This window comes from Methylobacterium sp. CM6241 (genome assembly GCF_054817845.1).
The window spans coordinates 3,661,101-3,677,152 of the sequence record NZ_CM139246.1; the positions used below are offsets into that span (position 1 = coordinate 3,661,101).

At 68.9% G+C, this 16,052-nt stretch carries 18 protein-coding genes; 11 read left to right on the top strand and 7 right to left on the bottom strand.

What is annotated here, in order from left to right; translation table 11 throughout:
• The first annotated feature begins 152 nt into the window (after window positions 1-152).
• Genes ACYQR9_RS17220 through dprA form a run of 4 tightly spaced genes read left to right on the top strand, consistent with a single transcriptional unit; the run spans window position 153 to window position 4,225 of the window.
• Window positions 153-1,097, top strand: coding sequence for an aspartate carbamoyltransferase catalytic subunit (locus ACYQR9_RS17220; protein ID WP_461227509.1), 945 nt, complete (start codon window positions 153-155; stop codon window positions 1,095-1,097).
• Complete coding sequence (locus ACYQR9_RS17225) at window positions 1,097-2,413, top strand: dihydroorotase (RefSeq protein ID WP_461227510.1); 1,317 nt, start codon at window positions 1,097-1,099, stop codon at window positions 2,411-2,413. Before ACYQR9_RS17220 ends, ACYQR9_RS17225 begins: the two co-directional genes overlap by 1 nt.
• Complete coding sequence (plsY, locus tag ACYQR9_RS17230) at window positions 2,410-3,018, top strand: glycerol-3-phosphate 1-O-acyltransferase PlsY (protein WP_311275155.1); 609 nt, start codon at window positions 2,410-2,412, stop codon at window positions 3,016-3,018. Before ACYQR9_RS17225 ends, plsY begins: the two co-directional genes overlap by 4 nt.
• Before the next feature lie 31 nt (window positions 3,019-3,049).
• The gene (dprA, locus tag ACYQR9_RS17235; protein ID WP_461229829.1) at window positions 3,050-4,225 is read left to right on the top strand and encodes a DNA-processing protein DprA; all 1,176 of its coding nucleotides are present in this window, start codon (window positions 3,050-3,052) and stop codon (window positions 4,223-4,225) included.
• A gap of 281 nt (window positions 4,226-4,506) precedes the next feature.
• Here the strand turns inward: dprA and ACYQR9_RS17240 are convergent, their stop codons facing one another.
• From ACYQR9_RS17240 to ACYQR9_RS17270, 7 genes are all read right to left on the bottom strand, one after another.
• Window positions 4,507-5,436, bottom strand: a complete 930-nt coding sequence (locus ACYQR9_RS17240; protein WP_461227511.1) for a beta-propeller fold lactonase family protein — start codon at window positions 5,434-5,436, stop codon at window positions 4,507-4,509.
• A 241-nt stretch (window positions 5,437-5,677) separates the two neighbouring features.
• Window positions 5,678-6,208: an SRPBCC family protein gene (locus tag ACYQR9_RS17245; RefSeq protein ID WP_056424374.1), complete on the bottom strand. Its 531-nt coding sequence runs from the start codon at window positions 6,206-6,208 to the stop codon at window positions 5,678-5,680.
• A gap of 28 nt (window positions 6,209-6,236) precedes the next feature.
• Complete coding sequence (locus ACYQR9_RS17250) at window positions 6,237-6,833, bottom strand: DUF447 domain-containing protein (protein WP_056454114.1); 597 nt, start codon at window positions 6,831-6,833, stop codon at window positions 6,237-6,239.
• Between the two features lie 4 nt (window positions 6,834-6,837).
• Window positions 6,838-8,421, bottom strand: a complete 1,584-nt coding sequence (locus ACYQR9_RS17255) for a DUF6513 domain-containing protein (protein ID WP_461227512.1) — start codon at window positions 8,419-8,421, stop codon at window positions 6,838-6,840.
• Window positions 8,418-8,996, bottom strand: a complete 579-nt coding sequence (locus ACYQR9_RS17260; RefSeq protein ID WP_461227513.1) for an amino acid kinase family protein — start codon at window positions 8,994-8,996, stop codon at window positions 8,418-8,420. The genes ACYQR9_RS17255 and ACYQR9_RS17260 overlap by 4 nt, the downstream gene beginning before the upstream one ends.
• Complete coding sequence (locus tag ACYQR9_RS17265) at window positions 8,993-9,700, bottom strand: (5-formylfuran-3-yl)methyl phosphate synthase (protein ID WP_461227514.1); 708 nt, start codon at window positions 9,698-9,700, stop codon at window positions 8,993-8,995. Before ACYQR9_RS17265 ends, ACYQR9_RS17260 begins: the two co-directional genes overlap by 4 nt.
• A 35-nt stretch (window positions 9,701-9,735) precedes the next feature.
• Entirely contained in the window at window positions 9,736-10,284 is a 549-nt protein-coding gene (locus ACYQR9_RS17270) for a DUF3280 domain-containing protein (protein ID WP_461227515.1), read from the bottom strand.
• Window positions 10,285-10,550: 266 nt separating this feature from the next.
• Here ACYQR9_RS17270 and ACYQR9_RS17275 point away from each other — a divergent pair, with 266 nt between their 5' ends.
• The 7 genes from ACYQR9_RS17275 (at window position 10,551) to ACYQR9_RS17305 (ending at window position 15,970) form a co-directional block, all read left to right on the top strand.
• Window positions 10,551-11,777, top strand: coding sequence for an ABC transporter substrate-binding protein (locus ACYQR9_RS17275; protein ID WP_461227516.1), 1,227 nt, complete (start codon window positions 10,551-10,553; stop codon window positions 11,775-11,777).
• A 154-nt stretch (window positions 11,778-11,931) separates the two neighbouring features.
• Entirely contained in the window at window positions 11,932-12,918 is a 987-nt protein-coding gene (locus ACYQR9_RS17280; RefSeq protein WP_207413109.1) for a YVTN family beta-propeller repeat protein, read from the top strand.
• A 92-nt stretch (window positions 12,919-13,010) separates the two neighbouring features.
• Window positions 13,011-13,445: a cupredoxin domain-containing protein gene (locus tag ACYQR9_RS17285; RefSeq protein ID WP_207413108.1), complete on the top strand. Its 435-nt coding sequence runs from the start codon at window positions 13,011-13,013 to the stop codon at window positions 13,443-13,445.
• Window positions 13,446-13,459: 14 nt separating this feature from the next.
• Window positions 13,460-13,702: a hypothetical protein gene (locus tag ACYQR9_RS17290; RefSeq protein ID WP_461227517.1), complete on the top strand. Its 243-nt coding sequence runs from the start codon at window positions 13,460-13,462 to the stop codon at window positions 13,700-13,702.
• Window positions 13,699-14,454, top strand: a complete 756-nt coding sequence (locus ACYQR9_RS17295) for an ABC transporter ATP-binding protein (protein WP_056424352.1) — start codon at window positions 13,699-13,701, stop codon at window positions 14,452-14,454. The genes ACYQR9_RS17290 and ACYQR9_RS17295 overlap by 4 nt, the downstream gene beginning before the upstream one ends.
• Entirely contained in the window at window positions 14,451-15,344 is an 894-nt protein-coding gene (locus ACYQR9_RS17300; RefSeq protein ID WP_461227518.1) for an ABC transporter permease, read from the top strand. The genes ACYQR9_RS17295 and ACYQR9_RS17300 overlap by 4 nt, the downstream gene beginning before the upstream one ends.
• The gene (locus tag ACYQR9_RS17305; protein ID WP_461227519.1) at window positions 15,341-15,970 is read left to right on the top strand and encodes a hypothetical protein; all 630 of its coding nucleotides are present in this window, start codon (window positions 15,341-15,343) and stop codon (window positions 15,968-15,970) included. Before ACYQR9_RS17300 ends, ACYQR9_RS17305 begins: the two co-directional genes overlap by 4 nt.
• Window positions 15,971-16,052 lie beyond the last annotated feature (82 nt).

A 16,052-nucleotide genomic window follows, 5' to 3' on the forward strand; every position in this document is an offset into this window, starting at 1 on the left:
GGCCTCGAACATGTCTCGCGCCCATCCCGAATGACCGGGTGCGCGCATGCTCGGCGAGACTACGAGCCAGGGGGGGAAAGGTTACACGTCCCGGACTTCTTGCCGGGCTCCTTGCCGCTCCCCTTCCGCCTCCCTATAGCCATGGTCTCAGAATGACCGTCGCACCCGCCTCCTTCCCCCATCGGCACCTTCTCGGCATCGAGGGGCTGTCGCGCCCCGATATCGAGGCCCTCCTCGACCGGGCGGAGGATGCCGTGGCCCTCTCCCGCCAGGTGGAGAAGAAGCGCACCACCCTGCGTGGCCGCACCCAGATCAACCTGTTCTTCGAGCCCTCGACCCGCACCCAGAGTTCGTTCGAGCTCGCGGGCAAGCGTCTCGGCGCCGATGTGATGAACATGTCGGTGGCCTCTTCCTCGGTGAAGAAGGGCGAGACCCTCATCGATACGGCTGCCACCCTCAACGCCATGCGGCCCGACATCATCGTCGTGCGCCACCACTCCGCCGGGGCCGTGCATCTCCTGGCCCGCAAGGTGGATTGTTCGGTGGTCAATGCCGGCGACGGCGCCCACGAGCACCCGACCCAGGCCCTCCTCGACGCGCTCACCATCCGCCGCAACAAAGGGCGGATCGAGGGCTTGAGGGTGGCGATCTGCGGCGACGTCCTGCACAGCCGCGTCGCCCGCTCCAACATCATCCTGCTCCAGGCCATGGGCGCCCGGGTGCGGGTCATCGGCCCCTCGACGCTGCTCCCCACCGGGATCGAGCGCTTCGGCGTCGAGGTCTTCACCGACATGCGCAAGGGCCTCGAGGGCTGCGACATCGTGATGATGCTGCGGCTCCAGCGCGAGCGCATGAACGGCTCCTTCGTGCCCTCGGTGAAGGAGTATTTCCGCTATTTCGGCCTCGATGCCGAGAAGCTGGCGCTGGCCGCGCCCGACGCCCTGGTGATGCATCCGGGACCCATGAACCGCGGCGTCGAGATCTCGTCCGAGATCGCCGACGGGGCGCAATCCCTGATCCGCGAGCAGGTGGAGATGGGGGTCGCCGTCCGCATGGCGGTCCTCGAAGCCCTCGCGACGCATCTGCCGAACGCCTGATGGTCATGACCGGACACGTCCTCCTCACCCATGCCAGCCTCCTCGATCCGGCTACGAGCCGCGAGGGGCCGGGCCATGTCCTCGTCCAGGACGGCCGCATCGCCGATATCGCCTGGGGCGCGGCACCCGCTGCCCCCGAGGGCGCCGAGATCGTCGATTGCGGCGGCCATGTCCTGAGCCCTGGCCTCATGGATCTCCGCGCCTTCGTCGGCGAGCCGGGCGCCGAGCACCGCGAGACCCTGGCCAGCGCCAGCGCGGCGGCGGCGGCCGGCGGGGTCACCACCCTCGTCTGCATGCCGGACACCAACCCGGTCATCGACGGGCCGGCTATCGTCGACTTCGTCCTGCGCCGCGCCCGCGACACGGCCTGCGTCACCGTCCTGCCAGCCGCCGCCATCACCAAGGGGCTGGCCGGCCAGGAGATGACCGAGTTCGGCCTGCTGCAGGAGGCCGGTGCCGTCGCCTTCACCGACGGCCTCAAGGCCGTTCGCAACGCCCAGGTGATGCGCCGCGCGCTCACCTATGCCCGTGATTTCGACGCCCTGCTGATGCAGCACGTGGAGGAGCCCGACCTCGTCGGCGAGGGCGTGATGAACGAGGGCGAGATGGCCTCGCGGCTCGGCCTCGTCGGCATCCCGCGGGAGGCCGAGACGGTGATGCTGGAGCGCGACATCCGCCTCGTGCGCCTTACCGGGGGCCGCTACCACGCCGCCATGATCTCCTGTGCCGATTCGGTGGAGATCGTGCGGCGGGCCAAGCACGACGGCCTGCCCGTCACCTGCGGCGCCTCGGTGAACAACCTCGTCCTCAACGAGGGCGATATCGGCCATTACCGCACCTTCTGCCGGCTCTCGCCGCCGCTGCGGCACGAGACCGACCGCCTCGCTTTGGTGGAGGCCCTGAACGAGGGCGTGATCGACGTCATCGTCTCAGACCACAACCCGCAGGATGTCGAGACCAAGCGCCTGCCCTTCGCCGAGGCCGCCGATGGGGCGCTCGGCATCGAGACCCTGCTCGGCGCGGCGCTCCGCCTCGTCCATACCGGCGACGTGGCGCTGTCTCGCCTGCTGGAGGCCCTCACCGTCACCCCGGCGGCGATCCTGCGGCGCGAGGCCGGGCGTCTCGCCGTCGGTGCGCCGGCCGATCTCGTGCTGATCGATCCCGACCTGCCCTACGTGCTCGACAAGCGGACCCTGAAGTCGCGCTCCAAGAACTCGCCCTTCGACGAGGCGCGGCTGCAAGGTGCTGCGATCCTGACCATGGTCGGCGGGCGCATCGTCTACCGGGCCGCGCAGGGTACGGAGGCGGCGGCGTGAACCCCCTGCTCGATGCCGGCTGGCCTCTCCTGCTCGCGAGCCTCGCCGGCGGTTACCTCGCCGGCTCGATCCCGTTCGGGCTGATCGTCACGCGTTTTGCCGGCCTCGGCGACGTCCGCGCCATCGGCTCGGGGAATATCGGTGCCACCAACGTGCTGCGAACCGGCCGCAAGGGGCTCGCCGCCGCGACTCTGCTCGGCGATGCGCTGAAGGGTACCCTCGCCGTGCTGGCGGCGAAACAATTCGGCGAAGGTGCGGCCTTGGCGGCCGGGCTCGGCGCCTTCCTCGGCCACCTCTTCCCGGTCTGGCTCGGGTTCAAGGGCGGCAAGGGCGTCGCCACCTTCCTCGGCGTGCTCCTCGCCTTCAGCCCCATCGGGCTCGCCGCCTTCGCGGCGATCTGGCTCGGCCTCGCCTTTACGTTAAAATACTCGTCGCTCGCCGCGCTTGCCGCCTCAGCCGCGACACCCATCGTCCTGTGGGTGGCGGGACAGCCTGCGGTTGCGCTGCTCTTCCTCATGCTCGCGATCCTGCTATGGTGGAAGCACGCTCCCAACATCCGCCGACTGCTCGACGGCTCCGAGGGGCGGATCGGGCAGAAGGGCTGACCTTCCGTCGAGGGAGGTCCGGGGCATGGGCATGCAACTCAACCCCGCCCAGCGCCTCGACTGGCTCCGGCTGATCCGCACCGAGGGCGTCGGCCCGCGCACCTTCCGCACCCTGATCAACCGGTTCGGCGGAGCCGGCGCGGCGCTGGAAGCCCTGCCGGACCTCGCGAAGCGCGGGGCCAAGCGCGTCGTGCCGGTGACGCGGGCGCAGGCGGAAGCCGAATTGGAGGCGGCGGCCAGGATCGGGGCCCGCCTCGTGGCCATGGGCGAGGACGATTACCCGAAATTGCTCCAGGCCGCCGATTCGGCGCCGCCCCTGATCGCGATCCGGGGGCAGGCGGCGATCCTCTCTCGACCCGCCATCGCCATCGTCGGCTCCCGCAACGCCTCGGCCGCCGGCCTCGGCTTCACCGAGCGTCTGGCGCGGGGCCTCGGCGAGGCCGGCCTCGTCGTGGTCTCGGGGCTGGCGCGCGGCATCGATGCCCGCGCCCACAAGGCGTCCCTGGCCTCCGGGACGGTGGCGGTGCTCGCCGGCGGCCATGACCGGATCTATCCAGCCAACCACGAGGCCCTGGTGGAAAGCATTCTCGATTCCGGCGGCGCGGTGTTGGCCGAGATGCCCATGGGCTGGGAGCCCCGCGGCCGGGACTTTCCCCGGCGCAACCGCATCATCTCCGGCCTCGCCTACGGTACCGTGGTGGTGGAGGCCGCGCGGCGCTCGGGCTCGCTCATCACCGCGCGCTTCGCCCTCGAACAGGGCAGGGAGGTCTTCGCCGTGCCCGGCTCGCCCCTCGACCCGCGCGCCGAGGGCACCAACGACCTCATCCGCCAGGGCGCGACCCTGGTCTCGGAGGTGGAGCACGTCACTTCCGCCATCGCGCCGCTGATCGGGCGCGGGGATTTCGAACAGGGGGCCGGGCAACTGGCCCTCGACCGGCCCGACCTCGCCGACGCGCCGATCTTCTGGGACGAGCTCGACGGAATCGGCAGCCCGGCCCCCGAGGCAGAGGAGGAGCCCGAGGAGGCGGAACCCGCCGACGACCGGGCCCGCCTCATCGCCTATCTCAGCCCGACCCCAATCGGCACCGACGACCTCGCCCGCGTGGCGGGTCTCAGCGTGCGCATCGTCCAGACGACGCTGCTGGAACTCGAACTCGACGGCCGGATCGAACGGCATGGCAGCGGAGCCGTGTCGCTGGTGTCATAGGGAGGGCGAGTGTCCGTCTCTCTTGCCGCCTGCCTACTGGTTCGCCCATCGCGCGGGATGCACTGTCCTGCCCTCCTCCCCAGCGGATCGCGGGCCTGCCCGAGATCCATCGAGCTTGTGGGGAGGAGTTGGAGGTGGGGGTGGTTGGGCGACCCTGATCCTTCGGAGGCTGGCGGAGCCACCCCCACTCCTAACCTCTCCCCACAAGGGGGAGAGGGACGCGGTCTGCCTGGAAAAAGCAGGTGTGGGAATGCCCTAGCGCCACCGCGCGGATGCGCGCCCTACCGCAAAAAGTCCCCAAACGAGCGCGGGCCGTCCGGCACCGGGATGTCTTTGATCACCTTGAGCGTCGTCGCGTCGATGACGCCGAGGGTGTTGGAGCCCCAGTTGGTCACGTAGAGGCGGCTGCCGTCGCGGGAGGCGGCGATGCCTTCCGGGTGGTCGCCCACCTCGATGGCAGCCACGTTGGTGAGGGTCTTCAGGTTGAACACCGTGACGGTGTTCGAATACTGGTCGGTGACGAAGCCGCGCGTGGCGGTGAGGGCCACCACATAGGGCCGCTCGCCGGTGGTGACCCGGCCGAATTCCCGCCGTCCGGCCACATCGATGACGGAGACGTCGTTCGACATGACGTTGGCGGTGTAGGCGCGGGTGCCGGTCTCATCGAGGGTGATGCCGAACGGGTGCTCGCCCACCGGGATCTTCACCGTCTCGGTGGCGGTGGCCGCATCGACCACGGAGACGGAATTGCCCTCGCGGTTAGCCACCAGGATCGTGGCGCCGTCCGGCGTCACCGCGATGCCCGAGGGCGAGGCGCCCACCTGGATCTCCGTCTCGATCTTGGAGCCGTCGGCCGAGACCACGAAGATGCGGCTACCATACCAGTCGGCCACGTAGACCACGCCGGATTTCGGATTGACGGCGACGCCGAGCGGGCCGCCGGGCAGGGCGAGCGTGCCCGTCACCGCGCGGGCGTCGAGATCGACGATGGCGAGGCCGTGGCCCTCGGGGCGGGTGACGTAGGCGGTCTTGCGATCGGGCGACAGGGCGATGCCGGCCGGCGCCCCGTCCACCGGGATCTGGGCGGTGACGACCTGCGTGTCGAGATCGACCACGGCGAGGATGTTGGCCCCCTGCGCCGTGACCAGGGCCTCGTCGGCGAGGGCGGGGGACGCGATCAACGCCAGGGCGAGAGCACCTGCACGAGCCATCCCGGCAATCCCCTCTCCCCGCATGCGGGGAGAGGGCCGCGACGACCCCGTCGTCGGCGCGGCGAGGCGGCAGCCGAGGGTGAGGGGGCGGGGCCGATAGCGTCTCATCCGGAATGGCCCCCTCACCGTCGCTTCGGCTTCGCCTGCGCTCATCGCGGACACGACGAGGTGCCCGCGATCCTCTCCCCGCGCGCGGGGAGAGGCGATGCGCACCGTCGCCGAGCCTGGGGACGTCCTTCGATCAAGAGCCCTTCTCGGCCTTGGCCTTCACGTTATCCAGGCCGGCCTTGTAGAGGCCGAGGACGGCCGCTTTGGAAGCCTCGTCGTTCAGGTCCGGCGGCGGATCGTTGTTCATGTAGCCACGGTAGAACGCGCCGCGCCACGTCACCTTGGACTTGGCGCCGTCGCCCTCGACCTCGATGGTCGAGGAATAGTCGTTCACCGGCAGCGTCTTCACGTCCACCTTGGTGATCCGGTACATGTAGGTCTTCTTCTCGGCGTCGTATTTGGCGAGCTCTTCCTCGACCGTGGCGCCGCCCTTGAGGGTCAGGACGCGGGTGGCCTTGACCTCGTTGCCGCCCTTGCCCTCGGTCTTCTCGACCACGGGAATCCAGCTGCCATCCTGGAAGTTGCCGAGCACGGCCCAGACCTTGTCGGCCGGGGCGTTGATCTCGATGGTCTGCGAGACCTTCTGGCGGGTCGGGCCATGGGCCTGCGCCGCGTAGGATACCGTGGCGAGCGCCGCCACGGCGGCCAGCGTCTTGAATCTCATCAACCCTGTCTCCTCGGGAACGCACCTTCTAGGGTGCTTGGGGGGCTCGTGCGAGAACCGGCTCGTCGCGCCCGAGGGCAGCGGCGACCTTGTCCTCGATCCAGTCCCAGGCCTCGCGCTCGGCGGGCCCGGCTGTCTTGGATATCGCGATGGCGTGGTAGCGCATCTCCGTCAGGATCTTGTCCGGCTCCAGCATGTGCAGGCGCGTCGACAGGATCGCCGCCTCCAGCACCGCGCCTTGAGCCCGGTTGTAGCCGAAGAACGGCATATGGCTGGCGCTGTGTACCATGCGGGCACGATAGCGCGGGCGCGTCGCATCGTCCTCCACAGAGATCACCTCGAACTCGGCATGGCCGAAGCTCTCGGCGAGGCGCCGGCCCGGGATGCGGTCGCAGGGCAGGGTGGCCCAGTCGCGCCGCCCGGTGACCGCCCCGGCGATCACCCGCACGTCGCTCGGGCTCGACGCGGCGAAGACCGGGTTGGCCTCGAGGTTGAGGATAGTGGGGGAGGGCCGGAACGGTGCCAGCACCCAATCCTCGCCCTCGCGGATGAGGCCGAAGGGCACGAGATGCAGGTCGCCGGAGGGCGAGGTGGTGGTGACGATGGTCTCGAGGATCAACGGCATCGGATCAGGACTCGCCGCTCTGGTCAGTCCGGTCGTTCGGGACGAATTTTCCGCAGACGATGCGGCCGCCCTCGTCCGAGAGCGCATCGCCGGCCCGCGACCGGCGGGGCTCGTTCGGGGCTGGCTCGATCGTCTCCGGCCTGGCCGCACCCGCTTCCGGGGGCACGGCATCGCGGGTGCCGCGCTCCACGCCGCCGGGGCCGGAATGCTTGGTATGCCCGGCCTTCTTGAAGGCAGTGGTGTCCTCGACCTCCTCGTCGGCGGCGACGCCCCAGCGCAGGGGCTCGTCCTGGACGTAGCGCTTGCCGAGGCGCCAGGCCGTCTCGGCCTTGGTCAGCTCGCCGCCGAGATAGAAGGCGTGGGCCCCGTCGGCGGCGACATCGAGATCGGGAAAGAACGCCATCGCATCGGTGCCGATCGTGTGGACGTCGCGGTTGAAGGCGTGGATGCCGTCCTCGGCCACCGCGATGCGGTAGTTCGGGTCGCGCACCTCCGCCGCCTGGGCGGCGATCTCCTCCGGGGTCTGCACGAAGGGGCGCTTGTCGTGCACGGCCAGCAATTGGCGTCCGTAGCCCTTGGGCAGGGCGGAATCGGCCTTTGCGGCGAACATCACCCGGCGGGCGGCGTCGTGCTCCTCCACCGTGCGCCGGGTGTGGTTGGAGACCTGGACGATCAGGACGTTGCGGATCGACAGTTCCGAGCACATGCCGACGAGGAGGGCGGTAACGCCGAGACTGTCGGCCTCGGTGAGTTCGGTGAGGTTGCCGGTGCCCATCATCATCTCGATGCCGGGCCAGCGCTTGCGCGTCTCGTGGTAACGCGTGATCGATTCGACGAAGCCGAAATGGATCGGCTCCAGGATCGGGTCGGCCATGTAGGGCCGGCCGGCCTTCTCCATGCGCTCGATGGCGCGGTCGAGGGAGGGCAGGTCGTCGGGCCGCATCGGCACCAGGATCGGCACCGCATCGGTCTCGAAGGCGAGGTCCAGAGTCTCCTCGTTGAGGCTCAGGAGAAAGTCGGCCCCGGCTTTCGCCCCGCGGGTCAACTCGTCGAGGGAGAACGAATCGACGCTGACCTTCAGCCCCGCCCCCTTCAGCAGGCGCACGCATTCTTCGAGATGCGGGAACTCGGTGTCGGGCAGGCCGCCGAGATCGATCACGTCGGCGCCGCGTCGCGCCAGGTCGAGGCCCTTGGCCAGGATCTGCTCGGGATTCATCTTCGAGGCATCGACGATCTCGGAGAAGATGCGCAGATCGTGGCGCGAGAGATCGACGTTGCGTCCCGCGAGGCCGAGATAGGCCGGAAGGTCGACCACCTCGTCCGGCCCGCGCTCCACCGGCAGGCCGAAATGGGCGGACAGCGTCTCCGGATTGGCGCGGCAGCGGCCCGGCAGGACGATGCGCGTGGCACCGTCGGGGATCGTCACGCGGCGGCGGATGATCTCCTCGGTCATCAGCGCGGCGACCTTCACACCGGCATCGGCGATGCTCCAGGTGAAGCGCTCGGCCGGCAGGGTCGCGGCGACCTTCTCCAGACGCGCCTTCGCCATCCGGCCGGTGATGAAGACGAGATGTTCGGGCGCGCTCACGCAGCGGCCCTTACGATATCGGCGCCCGGACCCTGGATCACGATCTCGCCAGCGTAGGACGCGGCGAAGGCGGGAAAGGCCGCATCGACCACGCCCATCCGGACGAGGTCGGACAGGCTGGCGCCTGCCGGGCGATCGATGGATTTCACCAGGATGCAGCGGGGCGCCTCGAGTTCGGTGGCGAGCCAGAGGGCGAGGCTGTCCGACGTGACGTCCCAGGTCTCGGGGATGGAAGGGTGTCCGTCTTTCAGCGCGACGGGGTCCCAGATGACGGACGCCTCGGCCGAGCGGGCTTCCATCACGCTGCCCACGATGGCGAGGCGCGGCTCGCCCTCCGAAAGCACCTCCGCCATCCGGCCCATGGCATCGAGGGCGAGGCGGTGGGCGAGGGCGTCCGAGAAGCCCAGTTGCCCCTGGGCCTGACGCACCGCATCGGCGAACGGACCGCCGCCCGGCACGACGATGCAGCGGCCCTCGCCGCCATCCGCCAGGACGCCGAGAAGCAGTCCGAGCCGCGCCGCGTCCGAGACGAGGCTGCCGCCGAGCTTCACGATGGTGGGAGGCGCGCCCGTCACGCCGCGTTCCGCCGGTCGAGCCCGCGAAGAGTCTGCACGGCCAGGGCCACGCGCTCCGGGTCGAGGCCGCGCGTCCGGTCGCTGCCGAAGCAGAGGCCGCCGCGAAAGCCGAGATAATCCGGCCGGTGCGCGGCGAGGACGGCGATGTCGGCGATCGTCAGCGATCCCGCGAGACCGGAGAGCAGGCCATGGAGGCGGGCGTCGGCGGTGAAGGCCGAGAGGCGAGGGGCGGGCAGGAGGTCGCCGAGGCGCCGGCCGTCTTTGGCGGCGGTGTCGATCATCACCCCGGCAAAGCCCGCCCCGGCGAGGCGGCCGACGAGGTCGTCCGGCATCGGTGCTCCGGCGAAGAGAACCGCGATCAGGCGGCCGGGGGCGGCCCGCGCCGCGGCGGCGAGGGCGTCGTCGTCGAAATCGGCCCGCACGGCGACCTTGACGTAGCCGATGCCGGTCCCGGCCATCGCCGCGACCGATCCGGGCAGGGAAGCGGCGTCCTGCGGCTCGCCGGCCACCGCGCTGCTGACGGCCTCGTCCGCGATGGACGCGACGATCGCCCGGACCGTCTCGACGGGGAGCGCCCCGAGCGCGCCCCGGACGGGGTCCTTGGCATCGACGAGGTCGGCGCCCGCCCGTGCCGCCATCACGGCCTCGTCGGCGTCGCGGACGCTGACGAGGAGGCGGGGACGCGCGCGCAGATCGGATGACATCGGCTTCGACACGGAATGATGGGGCAACGGGAGACTCAGGATCGGTTGGGCAAGGGTTCGGCCAGGAGACGGTTCTTGACCACCCATCGCATGGCATGGGCCCATGTGTCGTCGGTATCGGCCCGGATCACCACCTGTCCAGCCCGCACGACCTTGCCGGAAGCGGCGTCCGAGATGACGACGTAGAGATTGAAGATCTGGTTGGAGCCCTTCTCCACGAAACCGTTGACGGCAAGATCGGCCCCGAGGCTCTTGGCGATGGTGGCGGCGCAGCCCTCGCATTTGAAGAGGGGAGCCTGCTTGGCGATCTCGGCGGCCTGGGGCGCCACGTCCACGACCTCCACCGCATTGCCGGCGGTGAGCGCCTTGCGGAGCTCCTCCGTGACCAGGGCGAGGCGTCTAGCCTCGTCGGGCCGGGCCTTGCGGCCGCCGACCACACCCGGATCGTTGAGCTCGATCCCGAAGATCGCCGCCTTGTCGGGGGCGGCGAGGGCCGGTCCTACCAGGACCGATCCGGCCAGGATCGCGAGCACGGAGGCCCGCGCCACCGCGTGTCCGAGGCTGGGGAGTGGTAATGAAACCATGGGCTTGGCGCGACGAGACCTGACGAATGGGGACATGGCGAACCTGTGTCACGATCGATGCGGCCTGCGGCGGACACCGCGCCCGTGCCTTGAAAGTCGAGCAGTGACCGGATTTGACAAATCGTGCAAATCGGCTCGCCCGCTCCGAGCGATCTCGCGTGTATTCGCGCTCACCGGCGCGCAAGCGACGCTCCGCCGCGCCTTAGGGTTTCCTTATGCTTCTGCGATTGAGCGTATCCGCGCAATGTTGTTAGCGTGCCGACCGTATGAACGCATCGCTCCTCTCCCGATCCGCCGCCCTCGTCCTCACGCTCGGCCTCGGCGGCACGGCGTCCCTCGCGGTGGCGCAGGAACCGGCGGCCTCCGCGCAGGCGGCGGAGGCCGCTCCGGGTGACACCCATATCGGCCTGATCTACCGGCCCGAGATCGCGCCGTCCTCCTACGATGCCGAGGCCGCGCCGGAGGATGAGGGCGTCGCCGGCGCCCGCATGGCGGTGAAGGACAACAATACGACCGGCCGCTTCACCAAGCAGACCTACGCCCTCGACGAGGTCGCCCTCACGGAAGGCAAGAGTGCCGTCGACGCCGCCCGCGATCTCGTGGGCAAGGGGATCCGTTATCTCGTCCTGGCGCTGCCGGCCGACGAGGTTCTGGCCGTGGCCGACGCGGTCAAAGGGGAGGGCGTGACCGTGTTCAACACCGCCGCGCCCGACGACCGCCTGCGCGGCGCCGAGTGCCGCAAAAACGTCTTCCACGTGATCCCCAGCCGGGCGATGCAGACCGACGCGCTGGCGCAATTCTTCACGCTGATGCGCTGGCGCAAGATGTTCCTAATTGTCGGCCCCAACGACAACGACAAGCTCTATGCCGACGCGTTCCGGGCCTCGGCCAAGAAGTTCTCCCTGAAGATCACCGCCGAGAAGCCCTGGACCTTCGGCCCTCTCGCCAAGGCGCGGGGCGACACGCCGACCCGCTCCGAGGCGATGGTCTTCACCCGAGGCGTCGATTACGACCTCGCCATCGTCGCCGACGAGGCCAATGATTGGGGCGACTACGTCCCTTTCCGCACGGTGGACCCCCGGCCGGTCGCGGGAACGCAGGGGCTCATCGCGGCCACCTGGCACCCGACCCTGGAGACCTGGGGGGCGGCGCAGGCGCAGAACCGCTTCCGGCGTCTCGCCGGCCGGCTGATGCGGCCCCTCGATTACCAGGTCTGGGCGGCCGTGCGCTCGGTGGGGGAGGCGGCGACGCAGAAGAAGACCGCCGATCCGGCCGTGCTCGCACCCTACTTCGCCGACCCGGCCTTCAGCCTGCCCGCCTACAAGGGCGTCTCGCTGACCTACCGTCCCTGGGACCATCAGCTGCGCCAGCCGATCATCGTGGTGCAGCCCAAGGCCATGGTGACCGTGGCGCCCGAACAGGGGTTCACCCATCAGCGCACGCCACTCGATACCCTCGGTGTCGACCTTCCCGAGACGGCGTGTCAATTCTGACGGTCCGCGAATGTTCGGGGATCTGCGAATTTTCGCGCCCGTCCTGCGGCAACGCGCTTGCGTTCCGCGTGCAGGCATGCGCTCCCCGTCAGGACAAACTGCACTATAATCACTGTCAATCGCGCAAAGAAGCGATGCCCAGGGAGAAGACGGAATGAGCCTCGGCTTCAAGGCAGGCGTGTGTGTGGCCGCCCTCGTCGGTGCGACGATGGCTCTGACCGCCACCGCGCAGGCCTACACGGTCTACGTGACCAACGAGAAGGGCAACACCGTCAGCGTCATCGACACGGCGACGATGGCCGTGACCGGAACCTGGAAGGTCGGTCGGCGCCCGCGCGGGGTGACGACGAGCAAGGACGGCAAGGAGCTGTTCGTCTGCGCCAGCGACGACGACCGCATCGACGTGCTCGACACCGCCACCGGCAAGGTGGTGCGCTCGCTCCGCTCCGGACCCGATCCGGAGCAGTTCATCCTCGGCCCCGGCGGCAACCCGCTCTACGTCGCCAACGAGGATGACAGCCAGGTCACGGTCATCGACATCGAGAAGAACAAGGTCCTGGCCGAGGTGCCCGTCGGTGTGGAGCCGGAGGGAATGGGTCTGTCGCCGGACGGCAAGATCCTGGTGAACACCTCCGAGACCACCAACATGGCGCATTTCATCGACACCACCACGTTCCAGGTGATCGACAACGTGCTGGTGGATGCGCGGCCGCGCTTCGCCGAATTCACCTCGGACGGGAAATTCCTCTGGGTCTCGGCCGAGGTCGGCGGCACGATCAGCATCATCGACGTCGCCGCGCGGCGGGTCATCAAGAAGATCACCTTCAAGATCCCGGGCGTGAACGACGAGGCGATCCAGCCCGTGGGCATCCGCATCACCAAGGACGGCACCAAGGCCTTCGCGGCCCTGGGGCCCGCCAACCGCATCGCGGTGATCGACGCCAAGACCTACGAGGTTCAGAAGTACCTGCCCGTGGGACAGCGGGTCTGGCAGCTCGCCTTCACCCCGGACCAGAAGTTTCTGTTCTCCACCAACGGCTCCTCCAACGACGTCTCAGTGGTGGATGTGGAGGCGGACAAGGTGATCAAGAGCATCCCGGTGGGATTGCTGCCCTGGGGGGTGACGGTATCGCCGAATTGAGGTGCACTTTCCCTCCCCACAAGGGGGAGGAGGGACGCGCGGATATGCCGAAGGACGGACCGCCTCAAGGCGGCCAATGGGAGGATGATCACATGACGAGGACGATGCGGACGATCACCCTCGCCCTGGCGGCCCTGCTCGCCACCGGGCCGGCCTCGGCCCTCGATCTCACGAAGAAGCGCTCCACCCTGCCGGATCTGGTCCTCGGCAACGAGGAGGGCAACGATTTCGTGGTCGAGAACCGGGAGATCGAACTCGAATCCGGCAAGGCCTATCGCTTGCGCATCGTCGCCAAGGGCCGGCAGGAATATAAGTTCTATGCCACCGAGTTCTTCCGCAACATCTGGTTCAACCAGATCGTGATCCAGCATCTCGAGATTCACGGCAGCGGCCCGCCGGACCACCTCGAATTCGACGATCCGGGCGAGATCGCCATCGAGTTCGTGACGATCAAGCCGGGCGAATATCCCTGGTCGATCCATGGGCTCGAATCCAAGGGCATGACCGGCAAATTCATCGTCAAGTAAGGCAGGGCCTCCGCATGCGTCTCCTCATTCCAACCTTCGCCCTCGTCCTCGCCGCCGGCCCGGCGCTCGCCGACGACAAGGCCGCCTGTGCCGAGGGCATCGCCATGATCAAGGACGCCCTCGCCAAGGGGCCGTCCGAGACCGCCGCGCCGAAGCTCAAGAAGGCGCTCCGCGTGGCCGAGCGCGAGCAGGGCGAGGGCGAGTTCGACGAATGCCTCGATGCCGTCGGTGACGCCAAGCGGGCGATGAAGCCGTGAGCGACGGGGCAGGGGAGAGTGCGGCCCTCGACGTGGCCGGCGTGAGCCATCGCTTCGGCGCGCGCGCGGCCCTGTCCGACGTCTCGATCCGGGTGGAGCGGGGCCGGTTCATGGCCCTGCTCGGCCCCAACGGCGCCGGCAAGACCACCCTGTTCTCGGTGATCACCCGGCTCTACGCCAACCAGGATGGGCGGGTCTCGATCTTTGGCCACGGCCTCGACCGCGAGCCGTCCCGGGCGCTCGCCCGCCTCGGCGTGGTGTTCCAGGCCCGGACCCTCGATACCGACCTCACCGTCGAACAGAACCTCCTCTACCATGCCAGCCTGCATGGCATCGCGCGCCGGGCCGCGAAGGCCCGCATCGCTGCGCTGCTCGCTCGCGTGGGCCTGAGCGACCGGCGCGACGACAAGGTGCGCACCCTCTCCGGCGGCCAGTCGCGACGCATCGAAATCGCCCGCTCCCTAGTGCATGAGCCGAAACTCCTCCTCCTCGACGAGCCCACCGTGGGGCTCGATCTCGAATCGCGGGCCGACATCGTCGCCATCGTCCGTGCCCTGGTGCGGGAGGAGGGGCTTTCGGTCCTCTGGGCGACCCATATCTTCGAGGAGATCGACGCCGCCGACGACGCGGTCGTTCTTCACAAGGGCCGCATCGTCGCGCGGGGGACGGCCGCGTCCATCGCTGAAGGCGACGAGACTTTGGAAGCCGCCTTCCGGCGCCTCGTCGCCGAACCGCCGAGGCAGGCCGCATGACGAAGACCGTCGCCACCACCGTTTCGACGGCTGCGAACGTCACCGAAAAACCGGTGCCCCATCTCGGCCGCCTCGACGCGGTCGGCTACCTGATTTGCTTGGGCGGCATCGTCCGTCGCGAGTTGCTGCGGTTCTTCAACCAGAAGGAGCGGTTCTTCTCCGCGCTCGTGCGGCCGCTGGTCTGGCTGTTCATCTTCGCGGCGGGCTTCCGCAACACGCTCGGCGTCTCGATCGAGCCGCCCTACCAGACCTACGTCCTCTACGAGGTCTACGTGGTGCCGGGGCTGGCCGTGATGATCCAGCTCTTCAACGGCATGCAATCCTCGCTCTCGATGGTCTACGACCGCGAGGTCGGCTCGATGAAGGTGCTGCTGACGAGCCCGTATCCGCGCTGGCTGCTGCTGCTGGCCAAGCTGATCGCCGGCGTCACCGTCTCGGTGGTCCAGGCCTACGCCTTCCTCGCCATCGCCTGGTTCTGGGAGCTCGACATCCCCCTCATCGGCTATGTGGCGGCGCTGCCGGCCTTCATCGCTTCGGGGTTGATGCTCGGCGCCATCGGCCTGCTTCTGTCCTCGATGGTCAAGCAGCTCGAGAATTTCGCCAGCGTGATGAACTTCGTGATCTTCCCGATGTTCTTTGCTTCATCGGCCCTCTACCCGCTCTGGCGCATCCGCGAGTCGAGCGAGACGCTCTACCTGATCTGCATGGCCAATCCCTTCACCCATGCCGTCCAGCTCGTGCGCTTCGCCCTCTACGGGCAGTTCGAACCCGTGGCCTGCGCCGTCGTCCTGGGCACGACCATCGCCTTCTTCACCCTCGCCGTCATCGCCTACGATCCAGGTCGCGGCATCATGGCCCGGCGCGGCGGACCGGCCGGAGACAATTCATGATTTTTTCGCGGACACTTCTGTTGGCGCTCACCGGTGCCGGCCTCCTCTCCGCATCGGCGGCGCTCGCCCAGCCCAAAGCCGATCCGGACTGGCCCTGCGTCCAGCGCAAGGTCTCGACCCTGAGCCCCGGCACCGTCTGGACGGGGCCGGATCTGGAGGCCGCCGGCCCGTGGGGCGACGATTACGAGGCGGCCTCGCTCGCCCAGAAGATCGCCTCGCGCCGCACCGACCTGAGCGAGGTCGATCCGCTGCTCGACGAGTTCGTCGCCAAGGCCGGGGACGAGAAGGCCAAGCGCCTGACGCGGGTCTTCGCCGGGGTGTTCGAGGTCGTCAACAACGAGCGCAGCCGGGTCATCGGCGGCATCGCGCGCTATGCCCAGGGACAGCGGCGCATGGCCGAGCGCATCCGCCAGGAGGCCGACCAGATCAGCGCGGTGAAGGACGGCCCGAGCGCCAACGACGCCCGCGAGATGCCCAAGGAGGCCTCGGAACTGGAGACGAAATTCGCCTGGGACCGGCGCATCTTCCAGGAGCGCAGCCAATCCCTCAACTATGTCTGCGAAGTGCCGACCCTGCTGGAGCAGCGTCTCGGCGAGGTCGCCCGCAAGATCCAGGCGCGCCTCTGACCCGGCGGTCTCGACTCTCGCAAACCCGCATCCTCGTCAGGCCCGCCGAATCCGGCGGGCCTTTTTCATGTCTCCTACGAAG